Source organism: Streptomyces caelestis (assembly GCF_001279005.1).
GTDB classification, from domain to species: domain Bacteria; phylum Actinomycetota; class Actinomycetes; order Streptomycetales; family Streptomycetaceae; genus Streptomyces; species Streptomyces heliomycini.
In genome coordinates, this window is the sequence record NZ_LGCN01000132.1 from 1 (window position 1) to 26,006 (window position 26,006).

At 73.1% G+C, this 26,006-nt stretch carries 19 protein-coding genes and 5 pseudogenes; 8 read left to right on the forward strand and 16 right to left on the reverse strand.

The window, feature by feature from the left end; all coding sequences use genetic code 11:
* The 6 genes and pseudogenes from ADK41_RS12890 to ADK41_RS12915 form a co-directional block, all read right to left on the reverse strand.
* Nucleotides 1–190, reverse strand: a pseudogene (locus ADK41_RS12890) (ABC transporter permease); the annotation flags it as partial.
* Nucleotides 191–287: 97 nt separating this feature from the next.
* Nucleotides 288–1,160, reverse strand: a complete 873-nt coding sequence (locus ADK41_RS12895) for a glycosyltransferase family 2 protein (protein WP_030818706.1) — start codon at nt 1,158–1,160, stop codon at nt 288–290.
* 8 nt (nt 1,161–1,168) lie between these two features.
* Nucleotides 1,169–1,948 (reverse strand): CDP-alcohol phosphatidyltransferase family protein, encoded by a 780-nt coding sequence (locus tag ADK41_RS12900; RefSeq protein WP_167353469.1) that lies wholly within the window; start codon nt 1,946–1,948, stop codon nt 1,169–1,171.
* The gene (locus ADK41_RS12905; protein WP_030818710.1) at nt 1,926–2,987 is read right to left on the reverse strand and encodes an iron-containing alcohol dehydrogenase family protein; all 1,062 of its coding nucleotides are present in this window, start codon (nt 2,985–2,987) and stop codon (nt 1,926–1,928) included. Before ADK41_RS12905 ends, ADK41_RS12900 begins: the two co-directional genes overlap by 23 nt.
* Nucleotides 2,975–3,727 carry a sugar phosphate nucleotidyltransferase gene (locus ADK41_RS12910; RefSeq protein WP_030818712.1) on the reverse strand — a complete coding sequence of 251 codons (753 nt, stop codon included), beginning with the start codon at nt 3,725–3,727 and terminating at the stop codon, nt 2,975–2,977. The genes ADK41_RS12905 and ADK41_RS12910 overlap by 13 nt, the downstream gene beginning before the upstream one ends.
* On the reverse strand, nt 3,724–5,544 hold the full coding sequence (locus tag ADK41_RS12915; RefSeq protein ID WP_030818714.1) for a DUF5941 domain-containing protein: 1,821 nt from the start codon (nt 5,542–5,544) through the stop codon (nt 3,724–3,726). The genes ADK41_RS12910 and ADK41_RS12915 overlap by 4 nt, the downstream gene beginning before the upstream one ends.
* A 286-nt stretch (nt 5,545–5,830) precedes the next feature.
* Here ADK41_RS12915 and galE point away from each other — a divergent pair, with 286 nt between their 5' ends.
* The 3 genes from galE to idi all read left to right on the forward strand — a co-directional run bounded on the left by galE (nt 5,831) and on the right by idi (nt 8,660).
* A complete protein-coding gene (gene galE, locus ADK41_RS12920) occupies nt 5,831–6,802 on the forward strand; it encodes a UDP-glucose 4-epimerase GalE (RefSeq protein WP_030818716.1) in 972 nt (323 codons plus the stop codon).
* A 146-nt stretch (nt 6,803–6,948) separates the two neighbouring features.
* Nucleotides 6,949–7,887, forward strand: a complete 939-nt coding sequence (locus tag ADK41_RS12925; protein ID WP_030818718.1) for a cation diffusion facilitator family transporter — start codon at nt 6,949–6,951, stop codon at nt 7,885–7,887.
* A 179-nt stretch (nt 7,888–8,066) separates the two neighbouring features.
* Complete coding sequence (gene idi, locus ADK41_RS12930; protein WP_030818720.1) at nt 8,067–8,660, forward strand: isopentenyl-diphosphate Delta-isomerase; 594 nt, start codon at nt 8,067–8,069, stop codon at nt 8,658–8,660.
* A gap of 13 nt (nt 8,661–8,673) precedes the next feature.
* Here the strand turns inward: idi and ADK41_RS12935 are convergent, their stop codons facing one another.
* Nucleotides 8,674–9,135, reverse strand: a complete 462-nt coding sequence (locus ADK41_RS12935) for an ATP-binding protein (RefSeq protein ID WP_030818721.1) — start codon at nt 9,133–9,135, stop codon at nt 8,674–8,676.
* Nucleotides 9,136–9,273: 138 nt separating this feature from the next.
* Nucleotides 9,274–9,927, reverse strand: a complete 654-nt coding sequence (locus ADK41_RS12940; protein WP_030818723.1) for an HdeD family acid-resistance protein — start codon at nt 9,925–9,927, stop codon at nt 9,274–9,276.
* Nucleotides 9,928–10,039: 112 nt separating this feature from the next.
* Between ADK41_RS12940 and ADK41_RS12945 the strand changes: the two genes are divergently transcribed.
* Nucleotides 10,040–10,795 (forward strand): enoyl-CoA hydratase/isomerase family protein, encoded by a 756-nt coding sequence (locus ADK41_RS12945; RefSeq protein ID WP_030818725.1) that lies wholly within the window; start codon nt 10,040–10,042, stop codon nt 10,793–10,795.
* Here the strand turns inward: ADK41_RS12945 and ADK41_RS42495 are convergent.
* A pseudogene (locus ADK41_RS42495) lies at nt 10,782–10,922 on the reverse strand (DJ-1/PfpI family protein); the annotation flags it as partial. The gene ADK41_RS12945 and the pseudogene ADK41_RS42495 sit on opposite strands and share 14 nt — an antisense overlap.
* A 233-nt stretch (nt 10,923–11,155) precedes the next feature.
* On the opposite strand from ADK41_RS42495, the gene ADK41_RS43900 reads away from it, so the two are divergent.
* Entirely contained in the window at nt 11,156–11,287 is a 132-nt protein-coding gene (locus ADK41_RS43900; RefSeq protein WP_267883134.1) for an LPFR motif small protein, read from the forward strand.
* 105 nt (nt 11,288–11,392) lie between these two features.
* Nucleotides 11,393–13,735, forward strand: coding sequence for a Tex family protein (locus tag ADK41_RS12955; RefSeq protein WP_030818728.1), 2,343 nt, complete (start codon nt 11,393–11,395; stop codon nt 13,733–13,735).
* A gap of 151 nt (nt 13,736–13,886) precedes the next feature.
* On the opposite strand, the gene ADK41_RS12960 is transcribed toward ADK41_RS12955, so the two are convergent.
* On the reverse strand, nt 13,887–15,527 hold the full coding sequence (locus tag ADK41_RS12960) for an ABC-F family ATP-binding cassette domain-containing protein (protein WP_030818730.1): 1,641 nt from the start codon (nt 15,525–15,527) through the stop codon (nt 13,887–13,889).
* A 157-nt stretch (nt 15,528–15,684) separates the two neighbouring features.
* Here ADK41_RS12960 and ADK41_RS43095 point away from each other — a divergent pair.
* A pseudogene (locus tag ADK41_RS43095) lies at nt 15,685–15,926 on the forward strand (amino acid oxidase); the annotation flags it as partial.
* Nucleotides 15,927–16,068: 142 nt separating this feature from the next.
* On the opposite strand, the gene ADK41_RS12965 reads toward ADK41_RS43095, so the two are convergent.
* The 3 genes and pseudogenes from ADK41_RS12965 to ADK41_RS12975 form a co-directional block, all read right to left on the reverse strand.
* The gene (locus tag ADK41_RS12965; protein WP_030818733.1) at nt 16,069–17,790 is read right to left on the reverse strand and encodes a BCCT family transporter; all 1,722 of its coding nucleotides are present in this window, start codon (nt 17,788–17,790) and stop codon (nt 16,069–16,071) included.
* A 137-nt stretch (nt 17,791–17,927) separates the two neighbouring features.
* Complete coding sequence (locus ADK41_RS12970; RefSeq protein WP_030818735.1) at nt 17,928–19,886, reverse strand: Xaa-Pro dipeptidyl-peptidase; 1,959 nt, start codon at nt 19,884–19,886, stop codon at nt 17,928–17,930.
* A 107-nt stretch (nt 19,887–19,993) separates the two neighbouring features.
* A pseudogene (locus tag ADK41_RS12975) lies at nt 19,994–20,470 on the reverse strand (Appr-1-p processing protein); the annotation flags it as partial.
* A gap of 134 nt (nt 20,471–20,604) precedes the next feature.
* On the opposite strand from ADK41_RS12975, the gene ADK41_RS12980 reads away from it, so the two are divergent.
* On the forward strand, nt 20,605–21,300 hold the full coding sequence (locus ADK41_RS12980) for a MerR family transcriptional regulator (protein ID WP_030818740.1): 696 nt from the start codon (nt 20,605–20,607) through the stop codon (nt 21,298–21,300).
* A gap of 31 nt (nt 21,301–21,331) precedes the next feature.
* Here ADK41_RS12980 and ADK41_RS12985 read toward each other — a convergent pair whose 3' ends face one another.
* The 3 genes and pseudogenes from ADK41_RS12985 to ADK41_RS12990 form a co-directional block, all read right to left on the reverse strand.
* Nucleotides 21,332–23,509: a 3-hydroxyacyl-CoA dehydrogenase NAD-binding domain-containing protein gene (locus tag ADK41_RS12985; RefSeq protein ID WP_030818743.1), complete on the reverse strand. Its 2,178-nt coding sequence runs from the start codon at nt 23,507–23,509 to the stop codon at nt 21,332–21,334.
* 38 nt (nt 23,510–23,547) lie between these two features.
* Nucleotides 23,548–24,766: pseudogene (locus tag ADK41_RS39180) on the reverse strand (acetyl-CoA C-acetyltransferase).
* A 37-nt stretch (nt 24,767–24,803) separates the two neighbouring features.
* Entirely contained in the window at nt 24,804–25,949 is a 1,146-nt protein-coding gene (locus ADK41_RS12990) for a CaiB/BaiF CoA transferase family protein (protein WP_030818745.1), read from the reverse strand.
* Nucleotides 25,950–26,006: the final 57 nt, after the last annotated feature.

Sequence of the window (26,006 nt, forward strand, 5' to 3'; positions counted from 1 at the left end):
GCTTCGCCCGGGAGAAGGCGAGGATGAAGTGCCGCCGGTCCCAGAGCTGACGGACGTACTCGACGAGGGACGGCCGGGCACCGCTGACCGTGAGGCCGTACTTGGCGGCGAGCCGGTCCGCCGGCAGGCCCTCGTCGGGCGGCACGGACGCGGTGACCGCGACCGTGCCGTCGTGCGTGGTCTCACTCACTAGTGGAAAACTTTCGTCCTCGAGATGCCCGGCCCGCAGGGCCTGGCATGAGCCGGGGAGCCTGGGTACGGCCCCGATGTTCCCGGATACGAGCTTGTCAGATGACGGGGGGCCGGCCCAGTCGGGTCAGCCGCCACACCGTACGCCACTTCATGGGCCGGCGGGGTCCGCAGGGGGTGGCCCAGCCCTCCCGGAATCCGCCGAACCACGCCTTCAGCGCGGGGCGCGAGGGCCGGCGCAGGAGGGTGAGGAGCATCCAGACGCCCAGATAGGCCGGGATCAGGAGCGCGGGGAGGTTGCGGCGGGCCAGCCAGACCCGGTTGCGGGCGACCATGCGGTGGTAGACCGCGTGCCGGGAGGGGGCGGTGGTCGGGTGGTACAGCACCATGTCGGACCGGTAGTCGATCATCCAGCCGGCGTCGAGGGCCCGCCAGGCGAGGTCGGTCTCCTCGTGGGCGTAGAAGAACTCGTCCGGCAGTCCGCCGACCTCGGCGAGGACCTTGGTGCGCACGGCGTTGGCGCCGCCGAGGAAGGTGGTCACGCGGGAGGAGCGCATCGGGTCGGAGGCGCGCAGCCGGGGCACGTGGCGGCGCTGGGTGACCCCGGTCTCCGGGTCGGCGATGCGGAAGCTGATGATGCCGAGCGCCGGGTCGGCCGCGAAGGCCTCGCGGCACAGCTCGGCGGTGTCGTGGCCGGCGAGCAGGCCGTCGTCGTCGAGGAATAGCAGGACGTCGACGTCGGTGCCGCCGGGACCGAAGGCCTCGATGCCGACGTTGCGGCCGCCGGGGATGCCGAGGTTCTCCGGCAGTTCGACGGTGCGTACGCCCTCGGGGACCTCGGGGACGGGCGAGCCGTTGCCGACGACGACGACCCGGACCGGGTCGCCGTCCTGCTTCGCGACCGAGTCCAGCAGGGCGCGCAGCTCGTCGGGGCGGTTGCCCATGGTGATGATCACCGCGCCGACCTTCATGCCGGCGCTCACTTCAGCCTGCTGGAGGCGAGGACGGACACCAGGTGCAGCAGGGTCTGCAGCAGGGCGATGCCGGCCAGGACGGCGGTGCCCAGGCGGGTGAAGAACAGGTCGCCCCGGGCCGCGTCCGCGATCGCGAGCACCAGGATCAGCAGGGACGCCTCGATGCCGAGGATGAGGCGGTGGAACTTGAACGCGGCGGCGGCCCGGCGGGCCAGCGCCATGCCGGAGGAGCGCATCTCGGCGGCGGCCTCCTTCACCGGCGGCAGCCCGTTCTGGTGGCGGGCGACGCCGACGAGGTCGGTCTCGGCCTTGATCAGGATCGCGCCGAGCGCGGCCAGGGTACCGAGGAAGGCCCAGAGCCAGTCGATCCGTCCGGATCCCCACGGGTCGGCGGCGCGCAGGCCGAGGCCGACCAGGACGGCCGCGTCGGTGAGGTAGGCGCCGACCCGGTCGAGGTAGACGCCGCCGAGCGAGTACTGCTTCCGCCAGCGGGCGATCTCGCCGTCGACGCAGTCCAGCAGCAGGTACAGCTGGACGGCGACCACGCCGAGGACGGCCCCCGTGATCCCCGGCACCAGCAGCGCCGGGGCCGCGAGGACGCCGAAGACGGTCATCAGGTACGTGAGCTGGTTGGGGGTGATCCTGGTGTTCACCAGGTAGCGGTCCACCCGCAGGGACACCTCGCGCATGTAGAGGCGCCCCATCCAGTGCTCACCGCTGCGCCGGTCCTTGACCCCCGGGGGGTGCACGACCGGACGGAGTTCAGCTACCGATGGCCTTGACATAGTCGGCGTAGACGTCCTTGATCTGTTCGGTCTTCAGGTCGAGATGTTCGAGGATGGTGAAGCGTCCGGGGCGGGTCTCCGGGGCGAACTCGACGGCCCGGACGAATTCGTCCGGCGTGAATCCGATCTCCTCCGGCAGCACCGGGAGCCCGTGCCGGCGCAGCACCTCGGCCATGTGGGCCGATTCCTCATGGGCGCCGCGCAGGTACATCGCGAAGGCGGCGCCCAGTCCGCACTGCTCCCCGTGGGCGGCGGCCCGTTTGGGGTAGAGCAGGTCGAAGGCGTGGTTGATCTCGTGGCAGGCGCCGGAGGAGGGGCGGGAGTCGCCCGACACGGACATGGCGATGCCGGTGAGGACCAGGGCCTCGGCCAGCACCTGCAGGAAGCCGTCGTCGCCGGCCCCGCCCGGATGCCGCAGCACCGCCTCGCCGGCCTGCCGGGCCATGGCGGCGGCCAGGCCGTCGATCTTCTCCCCGTTGACCCGGTGGGCCAGTTCCCAGTCGGCGACCGCGGAGATGTTGGAGATGGCGTCGCCGATGCCGGACCGCACGAAACGGACCGGGGCCTCACGGATGACGTTGAGGTCGATGACGACCGCGATCGGGTTCGGCACGCCGTACGAGCCGCGGCCGGCGTCGTTGTCGAGGGTCGCGACCGGCGAGCAGAGGCCGTCGTGCGCGAGGTTGGTGGCGACGGCGACCAGGGGCAGGCCGACGCGCGCCGCCGCGAACTTGGCGCAGTCGATGATCTTCCCGCCGCCGAGGCCCACGACCGCGTCGTAGCGGCCGGCCTTTATGGCGCCCGCCAGCCGGACCGCGTCGTCGATGGTGCCGCCGCCGACCTCGTACCAGTCGGCGCCGGGCAGCGAGGGCGCGATCCGCTCGCGCAGCCGGGCGCCCGAGCCGCCGCTGACGGCGATGGCCAGCCGGCCGGACTGCGAGATGCGCTCGTCGGCGAGCACGCAGCCCAGGTCGTCGAGGGCGCCCGGGCGGATGTCCACGACGACCGGCGAGGGGATCAGCCGGGTCAGTACTGGCACGCGATCTCCCGTCCGCGGGCGAGGTCGTCGTGGTTGTCGATCTCCACCCACTCGACGTCGCCGATCGGCGCCACGTCGATCCGGAAGCCGCGGTTCACCAGTTCCTGGTAGCCGTGCTCGTAGAACTGCTGCGGGTCGGCCTCCCACACGGTCCTCAGCGCGTCGGCGAGGTCGGCGGCGGCGTCGCCCTCGATGAGGGTGACGCCGATGTACTCGCCGGTGGCCTCGGCGGGGTCCATCAGCTTGGTGATCCTCGTCATCCCCTTGGCGGGGTCGACGACGACCTTCATCTCCTCGTCGGCGAGCTGCTTGACCGTGTCGAGGGCGAGGATGATCCGCTTGCCCTCGCCGCGGGCGGCGAGCAGGGTCCGCTCGACGGAGACCGGGTGCACGGTGTCGCCGTTGGCGAGGATCACGCCGTCCTTGAGGGCGTCACGGCCGCACCACAGGGAGTAGGCGTTGTTCCACTCCTCGGCCTTGTCGTTGTCGATGAGGGTGAGCTTGAGGCCGTACTTCGCCTCCAGGGCCGCCTTGCGCTCGTACACGGCCTCCTTGCGGTAGCCGACGATCACCCCGACCTCGGTCAGACCGATCTCGGCGAAGTTGCCGAGGGTGAGGTCCAGGACCGTCGGTTCGCCCTCTATGCCCGCGGGCCCCACCGGCACCAGCGCCTTGGGAAGGCTGTCGGTGTAGGGGCGCAGACGCCGTCCGGCGCCGGCCGCCAGCACGAGGCCGATCATGCGGGTTCTCCTTCATCGTGTACGGCGGGCGCCCCTGCGGACGCCCAGAAGCGGATGCTCTCGACGAGCACCACCAGGGCCACGGCCACGGCGAGGACCGTGAGCGCGACCGTGAACTGTGAGGCGGTGAGCAGTGCCGCCAGGACGGCGACCGCGAGCGTGCGGCCCTCGTGCCCCCCGATCACCCGCACCAGCCAGCGCGGGGACGCGCCCGCGTCGCCGCGGATGCGGTAGACCGTGTCGTAGTGATGGTAGGCGACCGCGGCCACCAGGCCGTAGGCCGCGGGCAGGGCTCCGTTCACGTCCGCGTCGGCCGCCAGCGCCAGGACGGTGCCGTACTCGGCGGCGCGGAAGAACGGCGGGACCAGCCAGTCGAGGGCGCCCTTGAGGGGGCGGGCGACGGCGAGGGCGGAGGTCAGGACGTAACCGCAGGCGGCGACGGTCGTCCAGGGGCCGCCGAAGCCGGTGAGCACGGCCGTGGCGACGACCGCGAGACCGCCGAGCAGGGCGGCGGCGGGGGCGGTGAAGCCGGGCAGCCGCCGTGCGGGACGCCTCAGCGGGCCGGTGAGGGCCTGGGCGAGCGGGCCGGAGTCGGCGAGGTCGGCGAGCGCCTGCGCCGCCCGGTCGGTGCGGCGGGCCTTGCGGGTCAGCGAGCGCAGGACGCGGCCCGCGGTGGTGTACGTCGCGGCGAAGGCGCAGCCGACGAGTAGGGCGTAGAAGGTGATCCGGGGGGTGGTGAGCGCGGTGAGGACGGCGATCATCGCCCAGCGTTCGCCGATGGGCAGGACGATCATGCGGCGCACCCAGACCGTCCAGCCGACGCTGTCGAGCCTGTCGGAGAGGGCGGCGGTGGGGCTCGTGTTGGCGGTGGCGTCGTGGTTGGCCTCGTTGAAGGAGAAGTCGACCACGTGCCGGCAGGTCTGCAGGACCATCGCGCCGAGGGCGAGGGCCCATACGTCGTCACCGCCGCGGGCGGCGCCGAGGGCGAGGCCGGCGTAGTAGGCGTACTCCTTGGCGCGGTCGAAGGTGGCGTCGAGCCAGGCGCCGAGGGTGGAGTACTGCAGGGAGTAGCGGGCGAGCTGGCCGTCGGTGCAGTCCAGCACGAAGGAGGCGATGAGCAGCGCGCCGGCGGCGACGAAGCCGCCGCGGGTGCCGGTGGCGGCGCAGGCCGCGGCTATGAGCGCGGTGAGCAGGGAGGCGGTGGTGACCTGGTTGGGGGTCAGTCCGCGGCGGGCGCACCAGCGGGCGATGTAGCGCGAGTACGGGCTGATGAAGTGGGTGGTGAAGAAGCCGTCGCGGGCCTTGACGGCCGACTTCAGGCGTACGGCCTCGTCGTCGACGGCGGCGACGGCCTGCCGGGCCTCGTTGCGGGTCTGGGGGTCGCCGGGGACGGTGGCGACGAGGCTGCCGAGCTCGGGGCGGTGCACGCCGGCGCCGTCGGCGTCGAGGGCGGTGACGACGCGGTCGGCGAGGCCGTCGGCCAGGGTGGCGCCGCCGGCCGGCCCGGCGGGGGCCGCGGAGCTCTCGCGGGCCAGCGCGCGGCTCAGGGCCTGGCGGCCGGCCGGCTGGGCGGTGACGGCGCCGGGGACCGCGGAGAGCGGGAAGCGGGGGTCGGTGAGGCCGAGGCGCAGCGCGTGCGCGTGGCCCACGAAGCGGGCGTCGACCACGGCGACCCGCTGCCCCGCGGGCACCGCGGCGAGCAGGGCCTCGGCCTCGGCGGCGCCGGCCGCGGTCCGTACGTCGAATCCGAGGGAGCGCAGATCGCCCTCGAGTGACGAACCGGGGACCGGCTGGCCGGTGAGGATGGCGGTCGACAACCGAATCTCACTCCCTGGGTGCCGACGCGTCGACGCCGGTCATGTACACGATGAGGCACCCGTACGGGTCCCCGGGCGGCATGTCGGCAGAGGTTATCGGATGCCCGGAAGCCCGCGTTCACCGCCCGTTCGACGACTGGATCGGCACGGTTCGCCCGCGCGCCGTCGCCGTGATCATCATCGGTGATGCGGGGCCCCGTCCACAAACCGTCGCACCACAGCGGACATTCGGCTCGAATCCCCACATGGGGGACCGCCGGGTCCGCTCGACATAGGGTGGGCCACCATGACATGGCTGATCACCGGCGGGGCCGGTTACATCGGGGCACATGTGGCGCGGGCCATGACCGGTGCCGGGGAACGGGTCGTGGCGCTGGACGACCTCTCGGCCGGAGTGCCGACGCGGCTGCCCGCCGACGTCCCGCTGGTCAAGGGCTCGACGCTGGACGGCGAGCTGCTGAAGCGGGTGTGCGCGGAGCACGGGGTGACGGGAGTGGTGCATCTCGCCGCGCGCAAGCAGGCCGGCGAGTCCGTGACGCAGCCGACCCGGTACTACCAGGAGAACGTGGGCGGCCTCGCGACGCTCCTGGACGCCGTCGCCGGCGCCGGGATCGAGCGCTTCGTCTTCTCCTCCTCCGCGGCCGTGTACGGCGACCCCGGTGTGGACCTCATCACGGAGGACGCCCCCTGCGCCCCGGCGAACCCCTACGGCGAGACCAAGCTCGCCGGTGAGTGGCTGGTCCGGGCGGCGGGCCGGGCGCACGGCATCGACACGGTGTGCCTGCGCTACTTCAACGTGGCGGGGGCGGCGGCGCCGGAACTGGCCGACACCGGTGTCTTCAACATCGTGCCGATGGTCTTCGACCGGCTCACCCGCGACGAGGCCCCGCGCGTCTTCGGCGACGACTATCCGACGCCGGACGGCACGTGCGTCCGCGACTACGTCCACGTGGCCGACCTGGCGGAGGCGCACCTGGCGGCGGCCCGCAGGCTGTCCGAGGGCGACGTCACGGGAGACCTGACGGTGAACATCGGCCGCGGCGAGGGCGTCTCGGTGCGCGAGCTGATCACGGTCATCGGCGAGGTCACCGGCGACACCCGGGCCCCCCTCGTCGAGGGCCGCCGTCCCGGCGACGCGCCCCGCGCGGTGGCGTCGGCCGCCCGCGCGGCCGAGCGGCTCGGCTGGACCGCCCGGCACTCGGTGCGCGAGATGATCGACTCGGCGTGGCGGGGGTGGCGGCTGCACCACGGCCGCTGAGCGGCGCGCGGCACCTGCCCACCCCCTGACCTGCGCATCGTTTACGCAGGTCAGAGCAGATGACAACGGTGTTCAGTGCCGCGTTGCGGATACCCCCTCCCCGTAGTTCACTGTGACCCGGACGGGGTCACGGGAAGGAACCTTTCATGGGGGCTGGGCACGATCACGGGCATGCGCACGGCGCGCCCGCCGGCGGCACCGCGAGCGCGGCGTACCGCGGCAGGCTGCGGGTGGCGCTGGCGATCACGCTCGGAGTCATGGTGGTCCAGATCGTCGGCGGCCTGCTGGCGGACTCGCTCGCCCTGGTCGCGGACGCGGCCCACATGGCGACGGACGCCGTGGGCCTGGGCATGGCGCTGCTCGCGATCCATTTCGCGAACCGCCCGGCGAGCGAGCACCGCACCTTCGGCTACGCCCGCGCGGAGATCCTGGCGGCGCTGGCCAACTGTCTGCTCCTGCTCAGCGTCGGCGGCTACGTGCTCTACGAGGCGATCGAGCGGTTCGTCACCCCGGCCGGCACCGACGGCGGCCTGGCGATGGTGTTCGGTGTGATCGGTCTGGCCGCCAACCTGGTGTCGCTGACTCTGCTGATGCGCGGGCAGAAGGAGAGCCTGAACGTGCGCGGCGCCTTCCTGGAGGTGGCGGCGGACGCGCTCGGCTCCGTCACGGTGATCCTCGCCTCGCTGGTGATCCTGACCACCGGCTGGACGGCCGCCGATCCGATCGCCTCCCTGGTGATCGCGGTGATGATCGTGCCCCGGACCTGGAAGCTGCTGCGCGAGACCCTGGACGTGCTCCTGGAGGCCGCGCCCAAGGGCGTCGACATGCGGCGGGTGCGGGAGCACATCCTGGCCACGGACGGCGTGGAGGACGTGCACGACCTGCACGCCTGGACCATCACCTCGGGGATGCCGGTGCTCTCCGCGCACGTGGTGGTCAGCTCCGACGTCCTGAACGCCATCGGGCACGAGAAGATGCTGCACGAGCTGCAGAACTGTCTGGGCGCCCACTTCGACGTGGAGCACTGCACCTTCCAGCTGGAGCCCGGCGGGCACGCGGAGCACGAGGCGCGCCTCTGCCATTAGGAGGCGCGCCTCTGCCATGAGGACGGGGCCGGACGCGCCGCCGCGCGCCGGTGCGCCGGGGAACACAGCCCTCCGCCCCCGTGGGGACGGCCCCGGGACATGCGGGCCCGTCAAGGAGTGCCGGGAGTGCCGGATTCGTGCGGCAGACTGGGGACGCGAAGACCGAGTGAAGGATGGGTATGCCGATCACACCTGCCACCGCGACGAACAGCCCGTCGAGCGGCGCCGCCGAGCCGATTTTGCTGGAACTGGTCGACGAGGACGGCGTGACGATCGGCACCGCGGAGAAGCTCGCCGCCCACCAGCCGCCGGGGCGGCTGCACCGGGCGTTCTCGGTGTTCCTGTTCGACGAGCGCGGGCGGCTGCTGATCCAGCAGCGGGCGCTGGGCAAGTACCACTCCCCCGGCGTGTGGTCCAACACCTGCTGCGGCCACCCCTACCCCGGTGAGGCGCCGTTCGCGGCGGCGGCCCGGCGCACCTTCGAGGAGCTGGGCGTGTCCCCGTCGCTGCTCGCCGAGGCCGGCACGGTCCGTTACAACCACCCGGACCCGGCCTCGGGCCTGGTGGAGCAGGAGTACAACCACCTCTTCGTCGGCATGGTGCAGTCGCCGCCGCGACCGGATCCGCAGGAGGTGGCGTCCACGGCGTTCGTGACCCCGGCGGAGCTGGCGGAGCGGCACGCCGAGGACGCCTTCTCGGCCTGGTTCCCGACCGTCCTGGACGCGGCCCGCCCGGCGGTCCGCGAACTGACGGGCCCCTCGGCGGGCTGGTGAACCGGGAGACCGGCTAGGGGATCCACGAGGGCTTGAGCGGCAGGACGGCCCGGATCACCTTGCCGCCGGCGGCGGTGTGCTCGACGTCGCACGCTCCGCCCGCCTCGCGGGTGATCTCCCGCACCAGGAGCAGTCCGCGGCCGCCGGTGCGGCCGTGGTCGGTCTCCAGGGCGGTGGGCCGGTAGGGGTGGTCGTCCTCCACGGACACCCGGACCCACTCGGCGCCGACGGCGACCTCGACGGCGAGCGTCGGGGACAGCAGCGCCGCGTGCCGCACGGCGTTGGTGACCAGCTCGGAGACGATCAGCAGCAGTCCCTGCACGACCTCGTCCGCGACCGGTACGCCCTGGCGCAGCAGCAGGTCCCGCACGGCGTGGCGGGCCTGCGGGACCGAGGCGTCGACGGCCGGGGCGGTGAACCGCCAGACACCTTCGTACGGCAGCGGATCGCCGCTCTCACGCTCGATTGTCACCACACGTCGAGTGTTGGCACCGCTCGGCTCCCCGCCTCGACCCTGAACAGAAGTCAGCGGATATCGAGCGTTTCCGACCGCCCGTGCACGACCAGGCCCCTCGTGTGACCGTTCCGGTCCGCCCCGTGCCGGATCGGCGAACTATTCGGGCTGTACGGGTTTGGCGGCCCGGTGGCCGCCGCGCGGCCCCTCCCCCGGCGCCCGCGCGGTCTCCTCACCGGCCAGCCGGTCGGAGACCATGCCGACGATCCGGCGCCCGCCGTAGCCGGTGGCGATCAGACCGAGCCCGTCGAAGAGCAGGGAGAGGGAGAGGAACGTGCCGATGACGTACTGACTGGTGCTGGGCCAGTTGCCCAGCACCAGGACGCCGAGGAGCAGTCCGAAGGCGCCCTGCACCAGCGTCCAGCCGAACTGCGGCCCGCGCACCACCAGGCTGCCGACCAGGCGGAACAGCCCGCCGGTGAGGAACAGCAGCGCGGCGAACATGGCGAGCGCCTCGGCCGACGCCTCGGGTGTCTTCAGGACGACCACGCCGGCCGCGATGTTCAGGGCCGCGACGACCACGCCGAGCCAGAAGAAGTTGGTGTGCCGCGCCTGGACGGCGTGCAGCAGTCCGACCAGGCCGCCGATCAGCAGCAGCCAGCCGAACAGCACCATCGAGGTCAGGGTGGCGAGGCCGGTGTAGATCAGGCCGACCAGGCCCGCGACGACCAGGATCACGCCGAGTACGGCGAGCCAGCTGAAGCCGCGGCTCAGTTTCGCGGCCTCGCCCCGGGGTGTGGTGGACCTGGCCATGACTGCCTCCTCGCTCCCGTCCCCCTCTCCCAGTCTCCGCCGTCCGCCCGTCCCCCGCCGGGTGGAGTCCCCGCCGGTCGGGACGCCGGCCCGGGCGGATAGCATCCGGCGCATGGAACCCCAGGTGCTGCACGGCGTCACCGAGCACGTCGCCACGGTCGTCATCCGCAATCCGGCGAAGCGCAACGCCATGACGGCCGCGATGTGGGGTTCCCTGCCGCCGCTGCTGGAGACGCTGGCGGCCGACCCGGACGTACGGGTGCTGGTGCTCACCGGTGAGGGCGGGACGTTCTGCGCCGGCGCCGACATCTCCACGCTCCGGGGGTCGCCGCTCGAGGCGCAGCGGCTGGCCGTGGCGGCGGAGGAGGCGCTCGCCGCCTTCCCCGGACCGACCCTGGCGGCGGTCCGCGGGCACTGCGTGGGCGGCGGGGCCCAGCTGGCTGCGGCCTGCGACCTGCGGTTCGCCGAGGAGGGGGCGCGGTTCGGAGTGACCCCGGCGAAGCTCGGCCTCGTCTACCCGGCCTCCGCGACCCGGCGGCTGGTGTCCCTGGTCGGTCCGGCCACCGCCAAGTACCTGTTGTTCTCGGGTGAGTTGATCGATGCCGGGCGGGCGCTGCGCACCGGCCTGGTGGACGAGGTGCTGCCCGGGGGCGAACTGGGCAAGCGGGTCGCGGAGTTCGCCCGGGTTCTGGCGTCCCGCTCGCAGCTGACGCAGGCGGCGGCGAAGGAGTTCGCGAACGGCCGCACCGACCGGGACGCGTACTGGGACGGGCGGGCCCGGGAGAGCGGCGACACCGCGGAGGGCGTCGCCGCGTTCCTGGAGCGCCGGCCGCCGCGCTTCACGTGGAGCGCGGCTACGTCAGGATGAAGCGGCTCTTCACCCGGAACTCCTCGACGAGGTGCGCGGGCGCCTTCCGCGGGGAGCCGGCGTCGTAGGGCGGCTGCGGGTCGTACTCGGTGAGCAGCTGGACGGCCCGGGCGTGCTCGTCGCCCGCGAAGACCTCCACGGGACCGGTGACGTCGAGGCTCTGCACGCCGTCGAAGAGGACGACGAGAACGGTTCGCTGCGCCATGCCGTCGATTCTCGGCAGTGCCCGGTACGGCCGCAACGACGGGTTCCCCGCCTTTCCTGCCATGCCCGGACGGTGCGCATGGTGAGGCGCCGGCGAGGTATACGCAGTACTTCCGGAGTCCGGCCGGAAAGGCCGGCAGACGAAAGGGGAGACTCATGTTCCGTGCCGTCGCGGATGTCCTGCGCCAGATCGGCGGGGCCGTCGCCACCGTGGTGACACTGCCGTTCCGGGCGCTCGCCAGGCTCTTCGGCGGGGCCTCGTCCACCGCCCGGGGCCACCGGGCCTGACGCCGCCCGTGCGGTCCCCGGGCCAGTCGCCGCCCTGATCCCCGGTTGTCGGCGTCACCTGCCACAATTGCCGCGCAACCTCAGTGGAGAAGGCGGTACGGGAACGTGACGACACCCCTCACAGGGTCCATCGAAGGCAGGATCGCCGAGGAGCTCGGCGTACGGGAGCGGCAGGTGAGGGCCGCGGTGGAACTGCTCGACGGCGGTTCGACCGTGCCCTTCATCGCCCGCTACCGCAAGGAAGCGACCGAGATGCTCGACGACGCGCAGCTGCGCACGCTCGAGGAGCGGCTGCGCTATCTGCGGGAGCTGGAGGAGCGTCGGACGGCGATCCTGGAGTCGGTCCGCGAGCAGGGCAAGCTGACCGACGAGCTCGAGGCGCGGATCCGGGGCGCGGAGACCAAGGCGCGCCTGGAGGACGTTTATCTGCCGTACAAGCCCAAGCGGCGCACCAAGGCGCAGATCGCGCGCGAGGCGGGTCTGGAGCCGCTGGCGGAGGGGCTGCTCGGCGATCCGGGCGTCGAGCCCCTCGCCGCGGCCGCCGCGTTCGTGGACGCCGACAAGGGGGTCGCCGATCCGCAGGCCGCCCTGGACGGCGCGCGGGCGATCCTCACCGAGCGGTTCTCCGAGGACGCCGACCTGATCGGCGAGCTGCGCGAGCGCATGTGGGTGCGCGGGCGGCTGGCCGCGAAGGTGCGCGACGGCAAGGAGGAGGCGGGCGCGAAGTTCTCCGACTACTTCGACTTCGCCGAGCCGTTCACCGAACTGCCCTCGCACCGGATCCTGGCGATGCTGCGCGGCGAGAAGGAGGAGGTCCTCGACCTCGTCCTGGAGCCCGAGGAGCCCACGGACGGGCCGTCCTCGTACGAGGGGATCATCGCGGGCCGGTTCGGGATCGCCCCTAAGGGGCGGCCGGCCGACAAGTGGCTGGGCGACACGGTCCGCTGGGCCTGGCGCACCCGCATCCTGGTGCATCTCGGCATCGACCTGAGGCTGCGGCTGCGCACGGCGGCCGAGGACGAGGCGGTGCGGGTCTTCGCCGCGAACCTGCGGGACCTGCTGCTCGCCGCCCCCGCCGGCACGCGCGCGACGCTCGGCCTCGACCCCGGCTTCCGTACGGGCGTGAAGGTCGCCGTGGTGGACGCGACCGGCAAGGTCGTCGCCACGGACGTGATCCATCCGCACGTCCCGGCCAACCGGTGGGACGAGGCGATCGCGAGGCTGGCGCGGCTGGCGAAGGAGCACGCGGTCGAGCTGATCGCGATCGGCAACGGCACGGCGTCCCGCGAGACCGACAAGCTCGCCGGTGAACTCATCACCAGGCACCCCGAGCTGAAGCTGACCAAGGTGATGGTGTCCGAGGCGGGCGCCTCCGTGTACTCGGCCTCCGCCTTCGCCTCCCAGGAGCTGCCCGACATGGACGTGTCGCTGCGCGGCGCGGTGTCGATCGCGCGCCGGCTCCAGGACCCGCTGGCCGAGCTGGTGAAGATCGACCCGAAGTCGATCGGGGTCGGCCAGTACCAGCACGACCTGTCCGAGGTGAAGCTGTCGCGTTCGCTGGACGCGGTGGTGGAGGACTGTGTGAACGGCGTGGGCGTGGACGTCAACACCGCGTCGGCGCCGCTGCTCGCGCGGGTCTCCGGCATCACCTCCGGACTCGCCGAGAACATCGTGGCGCACCGGGACTCCAACGGTCCGTTCCGGTCGCGGGGCGAGCTGAAGAAGGTGTCGCGGCTCGGTCCGAAGGCGTACGAGCAGTGTGCGGGCTTCCTGCGGATCCGCGGCGGCGACGATCCGCTGGACGCGTCGAGTGTGCACCCGGAGGCGTATCCGGTGGTGCGGCGGATGGTGAAGTCCTCCGGGACGGAGGTCGCCGCGCTGATCGGGAACACGGGAGTGCTGCGGTCGCTGCGGCCGCAGGAGTTCGTGGACGAGACGTTCGGTCTGCCGACCGTGGGCGACATCCTGAAGGAGCTGGAGAAGCCGGGGCGGGACCCGCGTCCCGCGTTCAGGACCGCCGTCTTCAAGGAGGGGGTCGAGAAGATCTCCGACCTGGTCTCCGGGATGGTGCTCGAGGGTGTGGTGACCAACGTGGCCGCTTTCGGCGCCTTCGTCGACGTCGGTGTTCACCAGGACGGGCTGGTGCACGTCTCGGCCATGTCGAAGACGTTCGTCAAGGACCCGCGGGACGTGGTGAAGCCTGGGGACATCGTCAAGGTGAAGGTGCTCGACGTGGACATCCCCCGGAAGCGGATCTCGCTGACGCTGCGGCTGGACGACGAGGCCGCGCCCCAGGGGGAGCAGCGGGGGCAGCGCGGGGAGCGGCAGGGGGGTCGGCCGCCGAAGCAGCGGCAGCAGGGGCGTTCCGGAGGGAAGGGACAGTCCGCTGCGCCTGCTCCCGCCAACGGGGCGATGGCCGACGCGTTGCGGCGGGCCGGGCTGGCGTAGGCGCGGCCCCGTCGGGGCCGGGCGGGGTGGGTGCGCGGGCCGGCGCTTGCCGGGTGCCTCCCCGGAGGGGGCACCCCCAGCGCCCACCCGTGCCGCCCTGGGGGTGCCTCCCAGGCCCTTGAGGCACTGGGGGAGGCACGACTGCCCGCAGCTACCGTTCCACGACCTTGCCGGCCGTGACCTCCAGGCGTCTGGTCACCTCGACCGCGTCGAGCATGCGGCGGTCGTGGGTGATCAGGAGGAGGGTGCCCTGGTAGGTGTTCAGGGCTGATTCGAGTTGCTCGATGGCCGGCAGGTCCAGGTGGTTGGTCGGCTCGTCGAGGACCAGGAGGTTGACGCCCCTGCCCTGGAGGAGGGCCAGCGCGGCCCTCGTGCGTTCGCCCGGGGAGAGGGAGGCCGCGGGGCGCACGACGTGGTCCGCCTTGAGGCCGAACTTGGCCAGCAGCGTGCGGATGTCGGCCGGCTCCAGGTCCGGTACCGCCGGGCGGAACGCGTCGAGCAGGGTCTGGGGGCCGTGGAACAGCGCGCGGGCCTGGTCCACCTCGCCGAGGAGCACGCCCGAGCCCAGCGCGGCGTGCCCGGCGTCGAGCGGGACGCGGCCCAGCAGGGCGCCGAGCAGCGTGGACTTGCCCGCGCCGTTGGCGCCCGTGACGGCCACCCGGTCCGCCCAGTCGATCTGCAGGGAGACCGGGCCGAGGGTGAAGTCGCCGCGCCGTACCTCGGCGTCCCTCAGCGTCGCCACCACCGCGCCGGAGCGCGACGCCGACGCGATCTCCATGCGCAGCTCCCACTCCTTGCGCGGCTCCTCGACCACGTCGAGGCGTTCGATCATGCGCTGGGTCTGACGCGCCTTCGCGGCCTGCTTCTCGCTGGCCTCGCTGCGGAACTTGCGGCCGATCTTGTCGTTGTCGTTGCCCGCCTTGCGGCGCGCGTTCTTCACGCCCTTGTCCATCCAGGCGCGCTGCGTCTGCGCCCGGTCCTGGAGGGCGGCCCTCTTGTCGGCGTACTCCTCGTACTCGCCGCGGGCGTGCCGGCGGGCCACCTCCCGCTCCTCCAGGTAGGCCTCGTAGCCACCGCCGTAGAGGTTGACCTGCCGCTGGGCGAGGTCGAGTTCGAGGACCTTGGTGACCGTGCGGGTGAGGAACTCGCGGTCGTGGCTGACGACGACCGTGCCGGCGCGCAGGCCGGCCACGAAGCGTTCGAGGCGTTCCAGGCCGTCCAGGTCGAGGTCGTTGGTCGGCTCGTCGAGGAGGAAGACGTCGTAGCGGGAGAGGAGCAGGGAGGCGAGTTGGGCGCGGGCCGCCTGGCCGCCGGACAGCGAGGTCATCGGCTGGTCCAGGCCGACGGCCAGACCGAGGGAGCCGGCGACCTCCTCGGCGCGCTCGTCGAGGTCGGCGCCGCCCAGGGACAGCCAGCGCTCCAGGCTCGTGGCGTACGCGTCCTCCGCGCCCGGCGCGCCGTCGACCAGGGCCTGGGTCGCCTCGTCCATGGTCCGCTGGGCCTCGGCGACACCGGTGCGGCGGGCCAGGAACGCCCGTACGCTCTCGCCGGGCCGGCGCTCCGGCTCCTGCGGGAGGTGCCCGACGGTCGCGGTGGGCGGGGAGAGGCGCAGCTCGCCCTGTTCCGGCGCGGTGAGGCCGGCGAGCAGGCGCAGCAGCGTGGACTTGCCCGCGCCGTTGGCACCGACCAGACCGATCACGTCGCCGGGCGCGACGACGAGGTCGAGACCGGTGAACAGGGAGCGGTCGCCGTGCCCGGCGGCGAGGTTCTTGGCGACGAGGGTGGCAGTCATCAGACCGCCGATCCTAATGGCCGCGCGCGGCCGGTCGCGCCCCGGTTCCCACCGCCCCGCCCGCTCACCCGCACCGTCCCGCCGGTGCGCGCCACGAGGTGCGCCCCGCCCTTGTACCCGGAGGGTGTCCACGGGGGCGGACGGCCCGGTGGCGTGCCTCTCCCCGCAGCCGGGGCGGCTGGTGCCGGGCGGTACGGCGGAGGAGGACGCGTGGTCCCCGAAGCCGGATCCGGCGGTGTCCGAGGCGATCGTGCGGCGCTGTGCCCGGCCGTCGCGGGGGCGCGGGTCCTGGAGCACCGGGCGGGGTCGCGACCGGACCGGGGCGCGGTGCGGCTGGAGCGGGTGCCGCTGCCGGACGGGCGGTTCCCGGTGCACGACTACGGGGGCGTGGGCGGAGGAGGCGGCAGTGCTTGCCGCACGCCGAACCCGCCGGGGCCGCGCTGGGCCGGCGTCCGCAAGGTGCCGGCGCGCCCGCCCGTGCCGCCCTGCGGCACGACTGCCCGCGGTTCGGCGAGGGACGGCCTCGGTCCGTCATGAGGGGTCAGTGTTTGCCGATGGGGTCGCCCTCCACGTCCGGGCCGCGGCCCGGGCCCACGCGGATCTCGAATTCGCCGTCGTACTTCTTATGGCCCTCGATGACCGCGAGTTCCACCGCCTCGGAGCCCATCTCGCCCCGCACGATGAGCGGGTCGCTGCGCAGGTCGCGCATGAGCGCCACGCACATGAAGAGCATCACGACGACGAACGGGGCCGCCGCGAGGATCGTGAGGTTCTGCAGGCCGGTCAGCGCGTCGCCCTGTCCGCTGCCGACCAGCAGCATGATCGCCGCCACCGCGCCGGTGACCACGCCCCAGAACACCACCACCCAGCGGCTGGGTTCGAGCGCGCCCTTCTGCGAGAGCGTGCCCATCACGATGGAGGCGGCGTCGGCGCCCGAGACGAAGAAGATGCCGACGAGGGTCATCACCAGCAGGCTGGTGACGGTGGCGACGGGGTACTCCTGCAGCACGGCGAAGAGCCGGCCCTCGGGGGTCGTCTCGTCGCCGAGCCGGTTCTGCTCCTGCAGCTTCATCGCCGAGCCGCCGAAGATCGCGAACCAGACCAGGCTGACCGCGCTGGGGACCAGGATGACCCCGCCGATGAACTGACGGATGGTCCGGCCCCGGCTGATGCGGGCGATGAACATGCCCACGAAGGGCGTCCAGGAGATCCACCAGGCCCAGTAGAAGACGGTCCAGCTGCCCAGCCATGCGGGGACGTCCTCACCGCCGCTGATCTCGGTGCGGCCGGCCAGCTGGGGCAGGTCGCCGAGGTAGCCGAAGACCGAGGTCGGCAGCAGGTCGAGGACGAGGATGGTGGGGCCCACGACGAACACGAACACGGCGAGGACCAGGGCCAGCACCATGTTGATGTTCGACAGCCACTGGATGCCCTTCTCCACACCGGAGACCGCGGAGGCCACGAACGCCACGGTGAGCACCGCGATGATGCCGACCAGCAGCCCGGTGCCGGCCTTGTCCAGCCAGTCGAGCTTCTCCACACCGGAGCCGATCTGCAGCGCGCCGAGGCCGAGCGAGGCCGCGGAGCCGAAGACGGTCGCGATGATGGCGAGCACGTCGATGACCCGGCCGCCGACGCCGCCCGCGTTCTTCTCGCCGATGAGCGGGGTGAACACGGCGCTGATGGTCTGCCGGCGGCGCCGGCGGAAGGTGCTGTAGGCGATGGCGAGGCCGACCACCGCGTAGATCGCCCACGGGTGGAGCGTCCAGTGGAACAGGGTGGTGGCCATGGCCGTCTCCATGCGAGCGCCCGAGTCGGCCGGGTGGGTGCCCGGCGGGGGCGTCGTGTAGTGCGCCAGCGGTTCGCTCACCCCCCAGAACATCAGGCCGATGCCCATGCCCGCGCTGAACATCATGGCGATCCACGACACCGTGCGGAACTCCGGTTTCTCGCCCTCCGCGCCGAGGTGGATCCGGCCGTAGCGGCTGGCCGCGAGCCAGAGGGCGAAGACCACGAAGCCGGAGGCGGCCAGCATGAACGCCCAGCCGCCGTTGTGCATCAGCCCGCCGAGCGCGCTGCTGGAGACGTTCTCGAGCGAGTCCGTCCCGATGGCGCCCCACAGCACGAACGCGAGGGTGAGCACGGCGGTGACGCCGAACACCACCCGGTCGGTCCGCGGGTGCTCCCGGCCCGGCAGGCCCGCTTCGGAACCCGGCAGCGGGCCCGCCGTGTCGTCCTCGTCGCTGTGCTGGTCGTGCGTCACGGGCGGCACCTTCCCTCAGAGCCGTGGGGCGGAGAGCACTCCTCCCGTTACGCCCCTACCACCTTTGGCGCAAAACTCACCTCAGCGGCGGAAGGTATCGACCTCCTCCACCCGGTGACACGCCGCGAGGGCGCGTTTCACCGGGCTCCGGGGACGCGGTGGGCGGTGGGTTCCGGCCGGTCCACGCCGTCCAGGACGGTGCCCGGGGCCGCGGTGCGCGGGCCCGCCGTGGCGCGGGCGAAGGCGGCCGTTCCCCCGACGAACGGCACCCGCGCGAAGGTGCGGGCCAGGTCGAGGGTGAGCGTCGGGGTGTCGGCCGGGGGATCGATCAGGCCCCGGTCGGTGCCGGCCACGATCAGTGCCAGGCGGTGGCCCCGGGGCACGACGTGGTCGGTGGCCGCCAGGTCGAGGGTGATGGTGTACCGCTCGCCGGGGGTGAGCGGCTCGCCCTCGCCGTCGTCGGCGTGGTCGCCGAGGTCGGCCCAGCCACGGCTGACGATCGTGTGCTCCACGTCGGCGGTCGCGGCGCGGGTCTCCTGGAAGCAGGAGCTGTCGCCGGTGGTGCTCGCGCCCCAGCAGGTCCGCTCCGGGAGGGTGGTGATGCCCTCTCCGTCGGCGGCGTGGTCGCGGACGGTGTCGGGGCCGAGGTCCACGAGTACGGCGGAGAGGTGGGCCGTGGGTGTGCTGGGAGTGGCGGTGACGGTGACCCGGGAGGCGCCGGACAGGCGCAGGTCGCGGGTGAGCGGGCCGGTGACGAAGCCGGCCTTGTCCGGGGTCGGGGTGTCGACGCGGGCGGCCCAGTCGGTCTCGCTCAGCCGCGGGTCGTCGGTGAAGGCCTCGGTCCCCCCGCCCCTGCGCAGGCCGAGGGTGCCGACGCCGGCCTCGGCGCCCTGTGCGGGGCGCAGGGTCGTGGTCCGCGTGTCGCGCGGCGGCCAGCTCTTCGAGGTCACCCACTGGTCGGGGCGGCGTTCGATGTCGGCCACGGGTTCGCGGTCGATGCCGTTGTCGTAGCCGAGGAGTTCGTGGTCGAACCAGCGGTGCAGGGTGTCGACCCATTCGGCGCGGCGGAAGTCGAAGGGGTCGACGTGACCGGTCTGGGAGAGCCAGATCTTGCGCTCGACGCCGTTCCTCGCGAGGGCGTCCCACCACGGGCCGACGTGCTGCATCCGTACGTTGAGGTCCTGCATGCCGTGCACCAGGAAGACGCTGGCCCTCACCTTCTTCGCGGCGCGCACGTAGTCGCGTTCGGTCCACAGCGGGGTCCGGTCGCCGGTGCGCGGGGCGCCCTCGACGAGTGCGCGCTGGACCTCGGCGCACCGTGCGCGGGCCTCGGGGCTCTCGACGTACCGGGACAGCCAGTCGGGACCGGAGTCGTAGAGCGGGGCGCCCCGGGTGAAGTAGTAGTCGTACCAGGAGGAGATGGCGGCGATCGGGACGATGGTCTCCAGGCCCTCGACGCCGGTGGCGGCGACCCCGTTGGCGATGGTGCCGTCCCAGCTCTTGCCGATCATCCCGGTGCGGCCGTCGGTCCAGTCGGCCCGGGCCCGTTCGGTGCCGGTGCGGCTGGTGTAGGCCCCGCCCCGGCCGTTCAGCCAGTCGACGACCGCCTTGGCGGACTGGATGTCGGAGCGGCCTCCGACGTCCACGCAGCCGTCGGACCGGTTGGTTCCGGCCAGGTCGACGCCGACGACGGCGTAGCCGCGCGGCACGAAGTAGTTGTCGTAGAACAGCGGCATCCGGACGATGTCGCCGTTCGCGTCGTAGGTCTTCCGCTGGCTCTCGTTGCCGCGCCCGCAGCAGGAGTAGTACGGGCTGGCGTCCATGATGACGGGAACCTTCCGGCCCCGCTGCGCGGGTTCGCGGGGCCGGACGATGTCGACGGCGACCCGGTCGGTGCGTCCGTCCCGGTCCTCGTCGAGTCCGGTGTCCACCCAGACGGCCTCGCGGACGGCGTCGTCGTAGGAGTGGACGGGCAGGCTCTGGCGCGGCGGTGCGGCGTGTGCCGCCGCGGGGGTGAGGAGCGTGGCCGTCAGGGCGGCGGTGGCCGCCGCCGCAGCGAGCGGTCTCCAGATCGTGAAGCGCGTGCGTTTCGGCATGCGCGGGACGGTACAGGTGTCAACTCCAGTGCAGAAGAGGGCGGTTGACGGGCCATGGGCGCCTCGGCGGCCGACCGTGCGCCCGGGGCCGGTGACCGGTCCGCTCGGTCGCCGTGGTCGTACACCGTCACCGGTGTCCCGCGCTTCGCCGGCCGCTCGGTGATGAGCGGCTCGATCCGGGACCACGTGCCGCCGGCCGGACCGCAGCCGATGCGGGGCATGTGGACCGAGGCGCCGAGGGCCCTCGTGTGGCCGGCGAGGCGGTCGAGGGCGGTGTCGGTCGCCTCGTAACGGACGGGGACGCCCTTGCTGCCCGTCCGTACACCACGCCGGCCGATCATGTCGGCCACCCGGACGTACCGCTCGGCCTGGACCAGTCGGACCGCGCCCAGGCCGAAGTCGTCGGCGGCCCGGTCCCGGCGCCAGGCCCGGTAGGCGGCCTCCGGTTCGGGCCGGCGGCGCGACACGGCCAGGACGAAGCCCTTCCCCCGGCCCCCGATGTCGTTGCGGACATGGGCGATGACCTTGACGCCCTTCACCGACGGAACGGTGGCGTCACCCCGGACGCATGCGATCCCCGACATGACACCACCGCAGGCGTCGCCACCGACAGCGGCTTTGGCCCGCCGCCCGGCCGGCTGCGACAGGTCCCGGCCCCGGCGGCCGCCGGGGCCGGTCCGGGTGTCACAGCGGTGGTGGGACAGCGATACTGCTGCACATGACGACCGAGACCGAGCAGCCGCTCACGATCGACGAACTGGCGGCCCGAGCCGGTGTCACCGTGCGCACGGTCCGTTTCTACGGCACCAGAGGGCTGCTGCCGCCGCCGGTGATCGGTCCCCGGCGGGTCGGTCACTACGGGCGGGAGCACCTGGCCCGGCTGGAGCTGATCGAGGAGTTGCAGCACCGGGGCATGACACTGGCGGCGATCGAGCGGTACCTGGGGCAGCTGCCGCCGGATCTGAGCGCCCGGGACCTGGCGGTCCAGCGGGCGGTGGTGGCCTCCTGGGCGCCCGAGGCGGTGGAGACGGTGTCGCGCGGGGAGCTGGAGCGCCGGGCGGGGCAGCCGCTGAGCGAGGAGGACCTCCGGCGGCTGGCGGCGATGAGCGTCGTCGAGCGGGACGGCGAGGTGTTCCGGGTGGACCCCGGGCTGCTGCGGCTCGGGGTGGAGCTGCTGGACGTACCGCTGTCCCACGAGACGGTCCTCGCCGCGCGCACCGCGCTCATCGAGCACTCCCGCGCGGCCGCCCGCGAGCTGTCGCGGCTGCTGCGCGAGGCGGTCGCGGAGCGGGACGCGCGGGACGTGCGGTCCCTGTCCGCCCGGATGCACCCGCTGGTGGTGCAGGCGCTGCTGACCGCCTTCCAGCGGTCGCTGCGGGAGGAGCTGCGGGAGTGGCTCGACGAGGAGGGGTGACGGGACGGGCCCCGTCACCCCGTGCGGCGGGTCAGCGGGCGTCCGTGAAGGTCTCCCCCCGCTCCGCCTTCGCCACCAGCAGCGCCGGCGGGGCGAAGCGCTCGCCGTAGCGCTCGGCGAGTTCCCGCGCGCGGGCCGTGAATCCGGGCAGGCCGCCCTCGTAGCCGTTGACGTACTGCAGGACGCCGCCGGTCCAGCCCGGGAAGCCGATGCCGAGGATGGAGCCGATGTTGGCGTCGGCGACGGAGGTCAGCACGCCCTCCTCCAGCAGCCGGACGGTGTCCAGCGCCTCGGAGAAGAGCATCCGCTCCTGCATGTCCGCGAACGGGATCTCGTGGCCGGGCTTGGCGAAGTGCTCGCGCAGCCCCGGCCACAGCCTCCCCCGCCTGCCGTCCTCGTCGTACTCGTAGAAGCCGGCGCCGCCGCTGCGGCCGGGGCGCCCGAACTCGTCGACCATGCGGTCGACGACCGCCTCGGCGGGGTGCGCGGTCCAGGTGCCGCCGGCCTCCTCGACGGCCCGCTTCGACTCGGCCCGGATCTTGCGCGGCAGGGTGAGGGTCAGCTCGTCCATCAGGGAGAGCACCTTGGCCGGGTAGCCCGCCTGGGCGGCGGCCTGCTCGACCGACGCGGGCTCGACGCCCTCGCCGACCATGGCGACGCCCTCGTTGATGAAGTGGCCGATCACGCGTGAGGTGAAGAAGCCGCGCGAGTCGTTGACGACGATGGGGGTCTTGTTGATCTGCCGCACCAGGTCGAAGGCGCGGGCCAGTGCCTCGTCGCCGGTGCGCTCGCCCTTGATGATCTCGACCAGCGGCATCTTGTCGACGGGCGAGAAGAAGTGCAGCCCGATGAAGTCGGCCTGGCGCTCGACGCCCTCGGCGAGGGCGGTGATGGGCAGGGTGGAGGTGTTGGAGCACAGCAGCGCGTCGGGGGCGACGACGCCCTGGATCTCCTGGAACACCTTGTGCTTGAGGGAGGTGTCCTCGAAGACGGCCTCGATGACCGCGTCGCAGCCGGCGAGGTCGGCGGCCTCGGCGGTGGGCGTGATCCGGGCGAGCAGCGCGTCGGCCTTCTCCCGGGTGGTGCGGCCCTTGGCGACGGCCTTGGCGCACAGCTTATCGGAGTAGCCCCTGCCCTTGACGGCGGCTTCCAGGGAGACGTCCTTGAGGACGACGTCGATGCCCGCGCGGGCGCACGAGTAGGCGATGCCGGCGCCCATCATCCCGGCGCCGAGGACGGCGACCCTGGTGACCTTGCGCGGTTCGACGCCCTTCGGACGGCTGGCGCCGGAGTTGACGGCCTGGAGGTCGAAGAAGAACGCCTGGATCATGTTCTTCGCGGTCTGTCCGGTGGCCAGCTCGACGAAGTAGCGGGCCTCGATGACCTGGGCGGTCTCGAAGTCGACCTGGGAGCCCTCGACGGCGGCGGCCATGATGGAGCGCGGGGCCGGGTAGGGGGCGCCGCCCGTCTGCTTGCGCAGGTTGGCCGGGAAGGCCGGCAGGTTGGCGGCGAACTTCGGGTGTGCGGGGGTGCCGCCGGGGATGCGGTAGCCGGGCCTGTCCCAGGGCTGGGCGGACTCGGGGTTGGCCTCGATGAAGGCGCGGGCCTTGGCGAGCATCTCCTCGCGCGTGTCGGCGACGTCGTCGACCAGGCCGTTCTGCCGGGCGCGGCGCGGGCTGTACTGGGTGCCCTGGAGGAGCACCTTCAGCAGCGCGTCGGTGATGCCGAGCATGCGGACGGTGCGGACGACGCCGCCGCCTCCGGGGAGCAGGCCGAGGGTGACCTCGGGGCAGCCGATCTTGGAGCCGGGGGCGTCGAGGGCGATCCGGTGGTGGCAGGCGAGGGCGAGTTCGTAACCGCCGCCGAGGGCGGCGCCGTTGATCGCGGCGACGACCGGCTTGCCGAGGGTCTCGATGCGGCGCAGGTGCCGCTTGAGGGCCATGCCGCCGTCGAAGAGGTCCTGCGCCGTCTCGGGGGTGACCCGGATCAGGTCGCGCAGGTCGCCGCCGGCGAAGAAGGTCTTCTTGGCGGAGGTGATGATGACGCCGCGGAGGGAGTCCTTCTCCGCCTCCAGGCGGTCGGTGATCACGGCGAGGGAGTCGCGGAACGCCTGGTTCATGGTGTTCGCGGACTGGCCGGGGTCGTCGATGACGAGGGTGACGACGCCGGTGCGGTCCTGTTCCCAGCGGATGGTGGTGCTCTCGGTCATGGGGAAGTCTCCGTGAGTGAGGTGGCGGGTCGCCGGGTTCAGAGGCGTTCGACGACAGTGGCGATGCCCATGCCGCCGCCGACGCACAGCGTGGCGAGGCCGTAGCGCTTGTCCTGGCGCTCGAGCTCGTCGACGAGGGTGCCGAGGATCATCGCGCCGGTGGCGCCGAGCGGGTGGCCCAGGGCGATGGCGCCGCCGTTGACGTTGACCTTGTCCAGGGACAGGCCCATGTCCCGCCCGCGCGAACCGCAGGACGACCGCGGCGAACGCCTCGTTGATCTCGACGAGGTCGATGTCGTCGATGGTGAGGCCGGCCCTGGCGAGGGCCTTGCGGGTGGCGGGGGCGGGGCCGGTGAGCATGATGGTGGGCTCGGAGCCGGAGACGGCGGCGGAGACGATGCGGGCGCGCGGGGTGAGCCCGTGGCGCTCGCCGGCCTCCTTGGAGCCGATGGCGACGAGCGCGGCGCCGTCGACGATGCCGGAGGAGTTGCCCGCGTGGTGGACGTGGTCGATCCTCTCCACCCAGTGGTACTTCTGCAGGGCCACGGCGTCGAAGCCGCCCAGCTCGCCGATGTCGGCGAAGGACGGCTTCAGCTTGGCGAGCGAGTCGGCGGTGGTGCCGGGGCGCAGGTGCTCGTCGTGGTCGAGGACGGTGAGGCCGCTGCGGTCCCTCACCGGGACGACGGACCGCTCGAAGCGGTTCTCCTTCCAGGCGGTGGCCGCGCGCTCCTGCGACAGGGCGGCGTACTCGTCGACGTCCCGCCGGGAGAAGCCCTCGATGGTGGCGATCAGGTCGGCGCCGATGCCCTGCGGGACGAAGCCGGTGGCGAGGTTGGTCATCGGGTCGTTGAACCAGGCGCCTCCGTCGGAGGCCATCGGCACCCGGGACATCGACTCGACGCCGCCCGCGAGGACGAGGTCCTCCCAGCCGGAACGGATCTTGGCGGCGGCCAGGTTGACGGCCTCCAGACCCGAGGCGCAGAAGCGGTTCTCCTGGACGCCCGCCACCGTGTCCGGCAGTCCGGCGGCGATGGCGGCGATGCGGGCGATGTCGGAGCCCTGGTCGCCGACCGGGCCGACGACGCCGAGCACGATGTCGTCGACGGCGGCCGGGTCGAGGCCGGGGAAGCGGTCGCGGATCTCGTGGATGAGGCCGACGACCAGGTCGACGGGCTTGGTGCCGTGCAGGGCGCCGCCTGCCTTGCCGCGCCCGCGCGGGGTGCGGATCGCGTCGTACACGTACGCTTCGGTGCTCACGAGAGGGCCTTTCGCCGAGGGTTCGGGGGCTGTGGGGCTACGAGGGCTCCGGGGACGGGGACAGCAGCCGGGGCACGTCCCAGTCGCGGGCCACGTCGTCGGTGTCGGCGCCCGGCCGGGCGGGCCCGGTGCGGACGGTGGTGGGGGTCGCGGAGAACCGCGGGGCCGGTGCGGGCTGGGTGACGCCGGCGTGGTCCGTGAACGTGGAGCGGGCGGCGAGGTGCGGGTGGCGCGGGGCCTCGCGCAGGGAGAGCACGGGCGCCACGCACGCGTCGGAGCCGTCGAACCGGGCCGTCCACTCGTCGCGGGTGCGGGTCCTGAAGCGGGCGGCGACCTGTGCGCGCAGCTCCGGCCAGCGGGTGACGTCGGCGTGGGCGCCGGCCTGGTCGTCCAGGTCGAGCAGGCGCAGGAACTCGGTGTAGAACCGCGGCTCCAGCGCGCCGACCGCCATGTGCTTGCCGTCGGCGGTCTCGTAGGCGCCGTAGTAGGGGCAGCCGCCGTCGAGGAGGTTGGCGCCGCGCCGGTCCTGCCAGGCGCCGGCGGCGAGCATGCCGTGGATCATCGTGGAGAGGTGGGCGGCGCCGTCCACGATCGCGGCGTCGACGACCTGTCCGGCGCCGGTCGCGCGGGCGTGGTGCAGCGCGGCGAGGACGCCGACGACGAGGTAGAGGGAGCCGCCCGCGTAGTCGCCGAGCAGGTTGGCCGGGACGGCCGGGGGTCCGTCCGGGTCGCCGATCATGCCGAGGGCGCCGGTGAGGGCGATGTAGGCGATGTCGTGGCCGGCGCGGTCGGCGAGGGGCCCTTGCTGGCCCCAGCCGGTCATCCGGCCGTAGACCAGGCGCGGGTTGCGGGCGTGGCAGTCCGCGGGGCCGACGCCGAGCCGCTCGGCGACTCCGGGACGGTAGCCCTCGACGAGGACGTCGGCGCGGGCGGCGAGGTCGAGGACGCGGGCGGGGCCGTCGGGGGCCTTCAGGTCGACGATCACGGAGCGCTTGTTGCGGTTGGTCACGTCGAGGGCGGGGTCGATCCCGAGTCCGGGGCCGCCCGGACGGTCCACGCGCACGACGTCGGCGCCCAGGTCGGCGAGGAGCATGGCGGCGAACGGGCCGGGCCCGATCCCGGCCAGTTCGACCACGCGCACGCCGTCGAGCGGACCGTGTCCCGGCGCCTTCGCCTCCGTCATCGAGCCCCCATCGGCTGTGACACTACTGGTGTGACACCTACGATGCTAGGAACGTGC